A 12,174-nucleotide genomic window follows, 5' to 3' on the forward strand; every position below is an offset into this window, starting at 1 on the left:
TCGCGATACAGACGCACAGCACGCGCCCTCAGTTCGTCGGGGTACTTCTTCGGTGCGGCCACAGAACGTCCTCCCCATGATCAGTCGATCATGTTTGAGAGGCTCCACCAAACCGGGGGGAACTCACGGATGAGGGCGCGTAGCAGGAAGGTTGGGGCTGCAGCGACGTCCTGGCCCACAGAGTCGGCCAGATCGACAAGAAAATTGTGCGGAACGTTCTTACTCGCCGCATGGCAGGCACGTAGGGCGATGACCGTTAATTCTTGGTAACGCCGCGTGCGTAGTCCTGGCGTCACGTCCTGGATCGCTCCGGAGAGAGCGGCTTTTGTCATGCTTGTCAGAGCTGTGTCCGAATGTAGACGTGCGGCCTTCGCGATGGTGTACCAAGAATCTGGCCATGTCTGGCCACAGTGTTTCCACCAAGCGGGGCGCGAGAGCAGAACATGGACCGGCCCGACTTCCCAGTCGGTTTCCGCGGCGACGGCAGCGGCGTCATCAGCATCGAGGGGAAGATCGACGACGTATTGAGCAGCCAGCCGGCGCAGTATGCGGGAGACGTCAATCTCATTGTTGCGGTCCCAGAGGACGGTAAGCAGGTCAAGCAGGCTGAACGTCGAGACTCCTCGCCCACGCGCTTGCTGTCTGCCGTAGGAGTCATCGCACCACATGGCTACATCGAGATCCGCCCCGAGTGCGATCGTGTCGGCCGGCGCTCTGCTCGGCTGAGGGATCGAGCGTGGCTGCAGGCCGCGTATGGCTTCTTCAAGTAATGCAGCTTGCTCGCGAAGCCAGCCGCGCTTTACCGCGGAGAGAGTCGTCCGGTCAATCTGACCGTCGGCTTTCAGGGAAAGGTGCTGGAACGCAACCGTCGTGCTGCGTACGGCGTCACTAGTCCGGATCGCGTCGTTGACCGTCGTGACTGGGATGAATAAGTCACGTATGGCGCCGCGCAACGTCAGTTGGTCTTCGTGTTCGAGCAGGTTCAGCAGGTGCAGGGAGGACATATCGATGACCGCCTCGCCCGCCTCTAGGGCCGATCGTGCCGCGCCTTCGCCAACACGGCGCAGCCCTAATGTCAGATCCGACGCAAAGAGCACACCGGCGGGACGGTGCAACAGCGCCGCGCCGTACGGCTGATTCGTCTCCCGGGCGAGTTCCGGCAGCCCGACAGTGCCGCTTCTCACGCCGTCAATCAGCCGATTAAGTACTGCGGGATCGGGCTGACGGCGAGTGAGGAGCTCGCGGATCGTGTTGTCGTCGCTCAGCTGGACCTGCCAGATTCCGTGCTCATCACCCGTCTGGAGTTCGGCGGCGAGGGCTTCGACTTGCTCGACAATCGGCTGCGGGAAGGCGGCGGTGCCCTCCTGGGCGGCAAGTTGGACATCGCGCACCAGCAGAGTGATGAGTCCTTGTCGAACTCGCCCAGCAGGCCGGCGATCGACGAGGTCTAGCATGGTTTGCGCGTCGTTCGCGGTAAGGGGTTGACCGAGGTGCAGGTGTACCCATAGATGCACCTCTCGATCGCTGACGGGCTGCGGCCGGTGTCGGGCAAGCGCTTCGCGCGCCTCGGAGAGGCGCCCGAGCTCCAGCAGGCTAGAAACGAGAACCCAGGCAAGTTGTGGGTCGTCGGTGATCTCCAGCCCTTCGCGGGCGACGCTGATGGCGGCGGCGATGTCATTGGTGCGCTGCTTCTCGGCGATGAGCCAACGGCACAGTTCCAACCGCAGAAAGTTCGCTAAAGAGGGGTCCCGGATCGTCCTCTCGGCGATCTCCGCAGCTCGGTCGTAGTCGCCATGAGCGCGTAACAGTCCGACGAGTTGCAGTCGAAGGCGCGGGTCCTGCGAGACCCTGACTTGTCGTTGACTTTCGTCGATGGCAGCTTCACGGCTTACGTCCTCTTCGAGGATGAGGACGAGCGCGTGCGCGGCCGACGGGTCGCGGTGGGCGAGGTGCCGCAGTTCGGCCAGACCGCGCTCCTGGCGACCTGAGCGTGCCAGGTGGGCGGCTTTGAGTACGGCGATGTCGGCCGACTGCATAATGGAGCGTTGGTCGAGGTCGTCGGCCTGCGGCGGCCATACTCCGAGAAAGGCGAGTCTTGACACGCATTTCGCCGTCATCTCGTCGTCGGTAGCTTCATCGACTAGACGGGTCCACATAGCGACGAGCTCCTGGCGAGACAGTCCGTCAAGATCACAGGTCTGAGCTCGAACCAAACGGGTCTGCGCGTCGTCGGGAAGTGAACTTAGGAAGAATGCCAACGCGGCTGCGTCACCTGCGAGGTGCGCGGCGAGGGCGCCGTGACGTGCGACTTCAGGATCGGCGGCTTCGTAGTCTGTCGCGGTGCCACCCTGCGACGCCGGCAGCGCCGCGGTGATGGCCTCCTTCGCCTCACCGGTGACGATGTAGATGCGCAGCAACACCGCTAGCGCTTCCGCGCTCGGGCCGCGCCACCGGCGGCGGCCCTCGACCGCGGCCTGGGCATGGATGACGGCACGCCGGTTCTCTCGCGCGGAGGGTTGCGTGCTGGCGGATTCACGACGGAACAGAGCCTGGGCGAGCGCGAGCCGTGTCCCTCCCATGCCATCACCATGCCGCGCAAGAGCCTGCTCCTGGTAGGTGACTGCGTTGTTCAGATCCCCTCGGCGGATCGCGCCCTCGCTGAGAAAGTTGAGCACTGTTGGTTCGGCGTCAATCTGCGCGGCCGTCGCATCGCGTATTGACGGCGGGACCTCGAACGCACGGGCGTCATTCGCCGGCAGGCTGAGCGCGGTCAAGCCGATGTCGGCGAGCAGAGTCGCTCCTCCCTCGCGGGCCTGTCGCAGCAGTGCCGGTGACTGATCACGGTCACCGTCGTAAAGGAGCATGAGTCCGGCGAAAGCATGCGCGCGAGCCGACCGCGGGCCGCCGATCGCAGCTGCTTGCTCGAATGCGCCGGCAGCCTGGCGCCGGTGACCGTGCGCGGCAGCATAGACACCGACCGCCATCCATAGATCTTCGGCCGCAGGGCTGAAAGTGAGCCAGGTCGGCTTCGCCGCCAGCAGCGAGGCAGCTGTCATCTGGGAGAGGTCGCTTCCCTCAGCAAGCCGGTCAGCGAGACGAGCGACCCCCAATCGATCGAGATCCGCGGCACGGCGCAAGGCCCGTGCTGCGTCTGGGGGCAGCTGCTCGTAACGCCTTGGGAGCGCCTCAAGGACGCCGCCACTGCGACCTGCGATCTCCGAGAGGCGGTCTCTCGCAGACTCGTCGAACGGCTGGCTCTCGGGGATGAACAGCGTGAAACTGTTTGGCTTCTCCGTCACCGTGGCAGGGGACACGACCTGCCAGTACGCCTTCTTCTCCGGAGTGACGAGCACAACGACGATGGGCAAGGTATGACCGAGCCAGTACGCCAGATGGTCGTTGCTGGCGGAGAACGTCCAGCCGTCCCGTAGACGCCGCGGCCTCCGGAAGTAGGACTCCCCGCTCTTGATCTGCAAGCCAATATTCCGACCGGTCACAAGATCGTCGCTGGAGATGATCTCCAGGTGGGCGTCAACCCCGAAGTCGAGGATCGGTTGTTCCCGAAAGATCCAGTCCAACCCGTCCGTGACGATGCCGCCGACGAAGTGGACACCGCTGCGCTCGCGCACGACGGACGCTTGCCGTCGCATGCCGGGCGGCAATGACTTCGACTTACGCCGACGAGGCGGTCGAGGTCGCAGCTGCATACCAGGAGTATCCCAAGGCTCACGTGCCGCAATCTGGACACCCCCCGCTATGGGGCCCGTATGGCAATCCGCCGCTGATGTCCGCCGCCACCCCCCGGGCTGGCCGGTGTCAGCGGATGCCAGAAGCTCCAGAGCACACATCGATCACAGCAGCATCCGGGGTCAACAAAAACGGCCCTGACCAGGAAGCAAAATACCTGGTCAGGGCCGTGATACCCGTACGCCGCGTAGGACTTGAACCTACAACCCGCGGATTAAGAGTCCGCTGCGCTACCTGTCAGGCGCTACCGCGTCGTGCTATCTCACGCGGCCTGATGCCAGTTTACGTGCAGGTTCATTGTTTCGGGATACCGGGTCATGCTGTCGGGTGACAACCGGTACCAGGACCGTGGATCACGCATGGATCACGCTTGGATGGCGCTGCGGCGGGCGGCTTACGGGTCAGCTGAACGCGGCGTGGCGTCCCGTTGGGGCACCTCCTCAAGCCGGTCGCTGCTGCCGACCTCGTGGCACGCGGGGTGCCGAGATACGCGATGATGTTCGTATGACGCACCGACTGCTGCGGATTGTGCGCCGCAACCTGCTCAGGCGGCGGCATGCACGGGCTTGCGTTGGGCGTCCAGTATTTGTCGTCGAGTGATTCTCGTAAGGAGCTTTGTGAGCGCCCTCGGTAGTTTCATCTGGTCGATCGCCGATCAGCTTCGAGGCCCCTACCGCCCTAACCAGTACGGCAACGTGATCCTCCCACTCACAATCCTGCGACGCCTCGACTGCATCCTTGAGCCCGACCGGGAGGCGGTGCGCGCACTGGCGGCGAAGTATGACAATCCCAATCGGCTCAAGATCGAGGTCAAGAAGGCGACCGGTAGGCCGTTCTACAACACCTCGAATTACTCCTTCGCCAACTTGCTGGCCGACGCCGATGGGCTGGCGGACAACCTGGTCGACTACATCGACCGGTTCTCACCCGACGTCGACGTGTTCCAGTACTTCGACTTCAAGAAGGAGATCCTCGCCCTGGAGAAGGCGGAACTACTGCGCGAAGTCATCACGTCCTTCAAGGCCGTCGACCTGCATCCAGGCGTCGTCTCTAACGCCGACATGGGCGATGCGTTCGAGTACATCATCCGCAAGTTCAATGAGGCCGCGAACGAGACCTCCGGTGACCACTACACCCCGCGGGACGCGATCCGGCTCCTGGTCGACCTGCTCTTCGCCGAAAAGGACGCAGACCTCACCGAGGCCGACATCGTCCGCACCCTTTACGACCCCACCGCAGGCACCGGCGGCATGCTCGCCCTCGCCGAGGAACACCTGCTCGCACAGAATCCCGGCGCAAAGCTAAGCCTGTACGGCCAAGAGTACAACCCGCAGTCATACGCGATCTGCAAGTCCGACCTGCTGGCCAAGGGCCACGACACGACTAACATCAGGTTCGGCAACACCCTCACCGACGACGCGTTCAAGGGCCGCCAGTTCGACTTCTGCATGTCCAACCCGCCCTACGGCGTCGACTGGAAGCAGTACGTCAAGGCGGTCACGAAGGAGCGTGATGAAGCGGGCCCCTACGGCCGGTTCGCCCCTGGCCTCCCGGCGACCTCGGATGGGCAGATGCTCTTTTTGCTCCACCTGGCCCACAAGATGCGGGCGCCGCAGGACGGCGGCGGCCGGACCGGCATCGTGATGAACGGCTCGCCGCTCTTCAACGGCGCCGCCGAGTCCGGTCCCTCCAACATCCGCAAATGGCTGCTGGAGAATGACCTGGTCGATGCGATTGTCGCTTTACCGACCAATATGTTCTTCAACACCGGCATCGGCACCTACATCTGGATCCTTGACAACAGCAAGCATCCCGACCGCAAGGGCCTAGTTCAGCTCATCGACGGCACCTCGTTCTGGACCAAGATGCGCAAGAACCTTGGCTCCAAGGGCCGCGAAATCAGCGACGCCGACCGCGTGAGGATCGTGAGGTTTTACTCCGACTTTGCCGACGCCGACCCGGACTACTCCAAGGTGCTGCGCAACGACGAGTTCGGCTACTGGACCATCACCGTCGAACGCCCCCTCCTCGACGAGTCCGGCAACCCCATCGTCGATCGCAACGGTAAGCCCAAGCCGGACACTAGGAAGCGCGACACCGAGAACGTCCCTTTCACCTACGGCGGTTCGACCGCCGGCGCGTCCGGCAAGGTCGAAGTCATCCAGGCGTACTTCGACGCCGAGGTGAGGTCGCACGTTCCCGCCGCCTGGGTTGACTGGACAAAGGTAAAAACTGGCTACGAGCTTCCCTTCACCCGCCACTTTTACACGTACGTCCCACCCCGCCCCCTCGGCGAGATCGACGCCGACCTGGAAAAACAGATCGCTAAGATCCTCGACCTCCTCCGGGAGGTCGAGGGATGAGTTCCCTGACGCTGATCGGTGCGCACCGGGCGGTCTCCTCTTTACTGGAGACCAGGCCCAAGTCATGGGACGTAGTTCGCTTCAAGGGCTTGTTCGACCGACTCGACCAGCGCAACAGCGACCTCTCCTACGAGATGCTGTCGCTGCGCTCGACAGGTGAAGTGGTTGCGCGGGCCGAGCTGGGAGGGCGACAGGAGCCGGACGAGATCAGCCTGCCGAGGTACCTCGTCGCCGAGATCGGCGACCTTGTTGTCAACCCGATGTGGCTAATCGGCGGTGGGATTGGCGTTTCTCAGCGCGCCGGAGCAGTGAGCCCCGATTACAGGGTCTTCAGGATCCGTGGCGCTCTGCTGCCACGGTTCATTCATTACCTACTGAGGTCAAAGCCTTACCTTGACCAGTATTTGTTGTACACACGGGCACAGACTACCTTCGACCGCCGAGTGCAGCAGCCAGACTTGGACAATCTGCCGATACCAGTGCCGCCGCCGGAGGAGCAGCGCGCCATCGTCGATTATCTCGACCGCGAGACTGCTCGTATCGACACGCTCATCGAGGAGCAACGGCTCCTGATCGAGATGCTCCGCGAGCGGCGTGAGGCAACAATCCGGTCAGCGCTGCTGTCCGGACTCGATAATGTAGAGACCGCGCCGTCTGGGGTGGAGCTACTGGGTGCCGTGCCGAAGCATTGGCGAATGGTTCCTACCCGGCATCTGTGCACAATAACAACGGGATCCGAAGACTCCGGTAACGCCACCGATGACGGTGAATATCCATTCTACGTACGTGGTCGCGAGGTCCTGCGGATCGACCACTACTCGTTTGAGGGAGAAGCGGTCATGACGCCTGGCGACGGTCAGGGCGGCACCGGCAAGGTTTTTCACTACTTCGACGGGAAGTTCGAAGCGCACCAGCGAGTCTACGTGTTCACAGACTTCGCGGATGTCACGGGCTGGTACTTCTACTACTTCCTGTCGACGTTCCTTCGTCCCGTCGCACTCGCGGGTAGCAACACGGTCACCATGGAGTCTCTACGGCGTCCGCTGCTCGCTGACTTCAAGGTTGCGGTGCCGCCGATCGATGAACAGCAACGGATCACGGCGCACCTCGATGATCAGACCACGAAGATCGACACGCTCATAGCCGAAGCTGAGCGCTTGATCGACCTTGTGCGGGAGCGGCGGTCCGCGTTGATCACTGCGGCAGTAGCGGGCATGATCGACCTAGGTGAGGCTCGGTGATGGCCGATCACAACGAGGTCGTTTTCGAGTCCGAGATCTGCCAGTACCTGACCGATCATGGGTGGCTGTACTCAGCGGACGACACCGGGTACGAGCGCGAGCGCGCCCTGTTCCCCGAGGACCTCTACGCCTGGCTGGAGGAGACCCAGAAGACGGCATACGAGAAGGCTTTGAAGGCGGCGGGGTCGCAAGCAAAATTCCTTGACGTGCTGGCTACCGCGCTCGACAAGCCTCTCGAGCATGGTGGCGGAATGCTGAACATCCTGCGTAACGGGGTGCAGTACATCGGTGGTGGCCGGTTGAAGATGGCGCAGTTCCGGCCTGAGACCAGCTTGAACGCGACCACCAATGAGCAGTACGCGGCGATGCGGGTGCGGGTGATGCGGCAGGTGCGCTTCTCCACGGCTGACCAGCGCAGCATCGACCTGGTCTTCTTCATCAACGGGCTCCCGGTGGCCACCGTCGAGCTGAAGACCGACTTCACCCAGTCTCTCGACGAGGCGATCAATCAATATCGCAAGAACCGGCATCCGCTGACCAACGGGCGGTCGGAGCCGCTGTTGTCGTTCGGGCATCGGGCGCTGGTGCACTTCGCGGTCTCCAACGACCTGGCCGCGATGACGACCAGGCTCGAGGGCGAAAAGACTCAATTCCTGCCGTTCAACATGGGCCACGAGAAGGGCGCGGGGAACCCGCCGGCTGAAGGCGGCCGGTCGGCGACGGCGTACCTGTGGGAGCGGGTCTGGGAGAAGGAAGCCTGGCTCACCATCATCGGCCGGCTGATGATCGTGGAGACCAAGGAGGAGTGGGATGTCGCGACCGGCACCTCGGTGCGGCGTACGAGCATGCTCTTTCCGAGGTTCCACCAGTGGGAGGCCGTGACGAACCTGGTGGCCGCAGTGCGGGAGGAGGGGGTGGGGCATCGCTACCTGATCGAGCACTCGGCAGGGTCGGGGAAGACGAACACCATCGCCTGGACCGCACATCGACTGGCGCGGCTGCACGTGAACGACGAGAAGGTCTTCGACTCGGTGATCGTCGTCGTGGACCGCACCGTGCTCGACGGGCAGCTCCAGGATGCGATCCGGCAGATCGACGGGTCAGGAAAGATCGTGGCGACGATCAGCCCGGAGGATGTCCGCAAGGCGGGGGCGAAGTCGAAATCCGGGCTGCTGGCGACGGCCTTGAAAAGCGGGGAGCTGATCATCGCTGTGACGGTGCAGACCTTCCCGTTCGCCCTCGATGAGATCCGGGCCGACTCGTCGTTGAAAGGGCGGCGGTTCGCGGTGATCGCCGACGAGGCGCACTCGTCGCAGTCGGGGCAGATCTCCTCCAAGCTTAAAGCGGTGCTGACCGCGGAGGAGGTCAAGGAGATCGAGGAGGGTGGCGAGGTCGACGTCGAGGCGATCCTGGCCTCGGAAATGACCGAGCGGGCCGAGTCGGAGAACATCTCCTACTTCGCGTTCACGGCGACGCCGAAGAACAAGACCCTGGACCTTTTCGGCCGCAAGGGCCCGGACGGGAAGCCGGTCGAGTTTCACCTTTACTCGATGCGGCAGGCGATCGAGGAGGGCTACATCCTTGACGTGCTCAGGGGCTACCAGTCCTACGATACCGCCCTGAAGATCGCAGGCCGGGCTGAGAGCGGCAACGGTGGCGAGGTGGAGGAGTCCGCGGCGCGTAAGGGGCTGATGCGGTGGGTGAAGCTGCACCCGACCAACATCAGCCAGAAAGTACAGATCATCGTCGAGCACTTCCACGCCAACGTCGCCCACTTGCTGGAAGGCAAGGCGAAGGCGATGGTCGTGACCGACTCGCGCAAGGCCGCGGTGAAGTACAAGAAGGCGATAGACGCCTACATCGCCAAGCGGGCCGCTCAGGATGCCTCGTACAATTACCGCACCCTCGTCGCCTTCTCCGGCTCAGTGAGCATGGCCGAGGATGAGGAGTGGGTCTCGGACTGGGGGCCGCAACCGAGCAAGGACGACGAGTTCACCGAGGCCAACTTGAACCCTGGCGCCGGCTCGGACCTGGCCGCCGCTTTCAAGGGCGCGACGTACAAGATCATGCTGGTCGCCAATAAGTTCCAAACAGGATTCGACCAGCCGCTACTCTCCGCCATGTACGTCGACAAGAAACTCTCCGGGGTCACCACCGTGCAGACCCTCTCCCGGCTCAACCGCACCCACCGCACTGCGGGCGGCGAGCAGAAGCGCAAGACGTTCGTCATCGACTTCGTGAACAAGCCTGAGGACATCCGGACCGCGTTCGAGCCGTACTTCACCAACGCCACCCTCGAGACCGAGACCGACCCGTACATCGTCGTCCACCTCGCCAACAAGCTCGCCCAGACCGGCATCTACACGCCAGAGCAGGTCCGTGAGGTCGCCGAACTGTGGGTCACCCGTAAGGGCAACAACGCGCTCTCAGCGGCGATCAGCCCGGCCAAGAACGACTTCGCCCGCCGATACGCGGCCGCGATCGAAGCCGACGACACGCTCACCCTCAACACCCTTGACCTGTTCCGCAAGGACGTCTCCACCTACGTCCGGCTCTACGACTTCATGAGCCAAATCGTCGACTACGGCGACCCGTACATGGAGATGCTGTCGATCTTCCTGCGGCTCCTGGAGAAGGTCATCGCAGACTCCTCCTGGACGGCAGAGGTCGACCTTTCCGACGTGGTCCTGGTCGGGGTCAAGCACAACAAGGGGACCGCAGTCGACATCTCGCTGACCGGTGATGGCGAGCTCAAGGGCATCGGCGCCGCCGGCACCGGCACCCGGAAGGAGCCGAAGTACGTCGCACTGCAGGTCGTTATCGACAAGATGAACGACCTCTTCGGCGCAGAGTCGTTCTCCGCGTCTCAGGTCCGTGAGTTCGTGCAAGGACTGGTACTGCAGCTGCTCGCCTACCCCGACCTGGTCAACCAGGCCAAGGTGAACTCGAAGAAGCAGTTCATGGAATCGCAGGACTTCCAAGCGGCGGTAACCGAGGCGGTAGTCGACAACCAGGAGGCCCACAACACCATGGCCGACTACTTCTTCAGCGACGGCCCCAGCATCAGCGCCGTCATCATGGCGCTGGCGGACGCCTTCTACGAGGCCGCAATCGATCAGCAGACGGACGCATGAGCAGGCCGCCCCGGAAGGGCATCACGCGTTACAGGCCCTGTTCTCTAGATGTCCGGTCTCATAGATCCCTATGTCGCAGCTATCACCGGCTGTGATATCGCTGTACCGTGCTGTGACCTCAATCGACCGGGGAGTCGCGTCAATGGCCACGAAGTACGGCTACATGATCTACGTCTTTCGAGCACATCCCTACCGTTCCCCAGACGAAGCCGCAGTTCTGGGACAACTCGGCGGCCGGGGAGAGCAAGACGCCCTGACTGTCCTGTACGGGGCTCTGCAGGCGATGACCGCGCGCCGGATTTCCGAGAAAAGCAAACACATCCAGGCCCGCACGGTCGAGGGGGTCGGCCGGACCATCAGGTTCAGCGTCAGCGTGGGTCAGAGCGGCCAGTCATCGGAATTTTTCGGACCGGATGACTCCGAACCGGTATTCACCCGCCTGGATGAGCACATCGAAACAAACGTCCGCCGAGGACTCATCGTCGTACCATCCCGGGCTACGGTCGGCCTGCTGGCCCTGGAGGTCCACGGCCGGTCAGGGGCGAAGGCACTGCTCGTTCCCATCCTTGCGCGGCTTTTCCGTAAGCACACTGGCCTCGTACTGGACGTGGACGCAGTCGCTGACGAGGCCGCCCTGCAAAAGTTCATCGCCGAAGCACAGGCGCACGAGATCACACTGCGACGCACCGGCCTACCACGCGACATCGCAGACGCCGTGGAGATGAACGCAGAGCAGGCCCCGGCCGGCAAGCTGGAGCTGAAGATCACGCCGGGGCGTTTGAAGCACTTCCAGCAGGCACTGATCGGCAGGCTCCGCGGCGACGACCCAACCCGCTCCGCCCTCCTGCAGATGCATGGGCTCCAGTTCGATGAACTCAGCGTGGGGATGGAAGTTGGGGAACGCCGCACCACCTTGACCGTCACCGCCGACTCGGCTCCGACGTTCATCTACGACATCCGAACACAGGAGATCCCTGACGAACAGCGCTTCTACGACGAGGTGCTCAGCAGCGTGCGTGAGATGGCCCCCGCCGTCGGCGTAAATGTCACACCCGGCTGGGACAATGAGAAGTGGTCAGACGACGCCCAACAGTTCAGGCTGAACCTGCTGCCGGAGGAGTCCGACGATGACGCAGAACCGGACACGACGCAGTAAGTTCTCGGCACTCGCACTTGCCAGCGATCACTACGGCACGCTCAAGAACTTCCAGACCGGCCGCTACAGCCCGGCGGACGTCGCCATTCACTTCGGTGTCCCGGCGGCTCTCGCTGCCCTCGTATGGGCCTTGGGCGCAACCGCACGTAACATCCCCGATGTACTGGCAGCCGTTGCGATCTTTACCGGGCTGATCTTCAACGTCTTTGTCTTGATCTTCGATCTGACCGCGCGGGCCACCGACAAATTGGAGGGCGAAAGCCGGGCACTGGTCGACCGGCTGGCCGACGAGCTGCGCGCCAACGTCAGCTACGCCGTCCTGGTAGGCATCGTATTCACCGCCATCCTAGGCGGGGTGACGATGTTCATCGATACTGACAAGCCGCTCGGCGTTGCCATGACTGCCTTAGCCTCGACCCTTCGTTAAGGGGTGTCCAAGGACTGGGCAGAAACGAAGAAGTGCCTTCTGATCAGGGAAAATAGGACTTGCTGAGGGTCCAAGTTTCCTGTCACGGAAGGCACTTGCAGGGTGC

Annotated in this window: 6 protein-coding genes and 1 tRNA gene; 5 read left to right on the forward strand and 2 right to left on the reverse strand. The window is 63.0% G+C overall.

Annotation, left to right across the window (positions count from 1 at the left end; all coding sequences use genetic code 11):
* Positions 1-80: 80 nt before the first annotated feature.
* Together QSK31_RS47785 and QSK31_RS47790 are read right to left on the reverse strand one after the other, a co-directional pair.
* A complete protein-coding gene (locus QSK31_RS47785) occupies positions 81-3,629 on the reverse strand; it encodes a DUF4365 domain-containing protein (RefSeq protein WP_285691856.1) in 3,549 nt (1,182 codons plus the stop codon).
* A gap of 297 nt (positions 3,630-3,926) precedes the next feature.
* Positions 3,927-4,000 (reverse strand) — tRNA-Lys (locus QSK31_RS47790).
* 364 nt (positions 4,001-4,364) lie between these two features.
* Here QSK31_RS47790 and QSK31_RS47795 point away from each other — a divergent pair.
* The 5 genes from QSK31_RS47795 to QSK31_RS47815 all read left to right on the forward strand — a co-directional run bounded on the left by QSK31_RS47795 (position 4,365) and on the right by QSK31_RS47815 (position 12,068).
* On the forward strand, positions 4,365-6,110 hold the full coding sequence (locus QSK31_RS47795) for an HsdM family class I SAM-dependent methyltransferase (protein WP_285691857.1): 1,746 nt from the start codon (positions 4,365-4,367) through the stop codon (positions 6,108-6,110).
* Positions 6,107-7,351 carry a restriction endonuclease subunit S gene (locus QSK31_RS47800; RefSeq protein ID WP_285691859.1) on the forward strand — a complete coding sequence of 415 codons (1,245 nt, stop codon included), beginning with the start codon at positions 6,107-6,109 and terminating at the stop codon, positions 7,349-7,351. Before QSK31_RS47795 ends, QSK31_RS47800 begins: the two co-directional genes overlap by 4 nt.
* On the forward strand, positions 7,351-10,485 hold the full coding sequence (locus tag QSK31_RS47805) for a type I restriction endonuclease subunit R (RefSeq protein WP_285691863.1): 3,135 nt from the start codon (positions 7,351-7,353) through the stop codon (positions 10,483-10,485). The genes QSK31_RS47800 and QSK31_RS47805 overlap by 1 nt, the downstream gene beginning before the upstream one ends.
* A gap of 142 nt (positions 10,486-10,627) precedes the next feature.
* Positions 10,628-11,641 carry a hypothetical protein gene (locus QSK31_RS47810; protein ID WP_285691860.1) on the forward strand — a complete coding sequence of 338 codons (1,014 nt, stop codon included), beginning with the start codon at positions 10,628-10,630 and terminating at the stop codon, positions 11,639-11,641.
* A complete protein-coding gene (locus QSK31_RS47815; RefSeq protein WP_285691861.1) occupies positions 11,613-12,068 on the forward strand; it encodes a hypothetical protein in 456 nt (151 codons plus the stop codon). The genes QSK31_RS47810 and QSK31_RS47815 overlap by 29 nt, the downstream gene beginning before the upstream one ends.
* Positions 12,069-12,174: the final 106 nt, after the last annotated feature.

The sequence above is a fragment of the Actinoplanes sp. NBRC 103695 genome, assembly GCF_030269485.1.
GTDB lineage: Bacteria > Actinomycetota > Actinomycetes > Mycobacteriales > Micromonosporaceae > Actinoplanes.